The organism is Tritonibacter sp. SIMBA_163 (assembly GCF_046535935.1).
Lineage (GTDB): Bacteria > Pseudomonadota > Alphaproteobacteria > Rhodobacterales > Rhodobacteraceae > Epibacterium > Epibacterium scottomollicae.
Genome location: NZ_JAWJBP010000498.1, coordinates 1 through 269, shown reverse-complemented (window position 1 = coordinate 269; position 269 = coordinate 1). Strand labels below are relative to the sequence as shown.

Genomic DNA, 269 nt, shown 5'->3' with positions numbered 1-269 from the left:
ATCACCTTGTGCGCCAGAGATATCAAACAAAGTTTCTTGTTCTGTTTCATCGCTTTCTTTAGCAAGATAAGCCATTAATTTTTTATGACGCTGTTCAATAGCATCATTATCATTTTTTACGTTGATATATTCAGTTACGAAACCCGACAAAAAACGTTCCCCTGCCACAATAGACACTTCTTCTTTTTGCTTACTGTTTTGCGTTTGCTGTCTTTCAATATCATTTAAAGCTGATCTTGTGCTAATAGACAGCAGCACAGAAATGAAAG

Annotated in this window: 1 protein-coding gene; it reads right to left on the bottom strand. The window is 35.7% G+C overall.

Annotated features, from left to right (window positions below):
• On the bottom strand, positions 1-269 hold a 269-nt coding region (locus tag R0J92_RS23280; RefSeq protein WP_411053419.1), incomplete at both ends, for a conjugal transfer protein.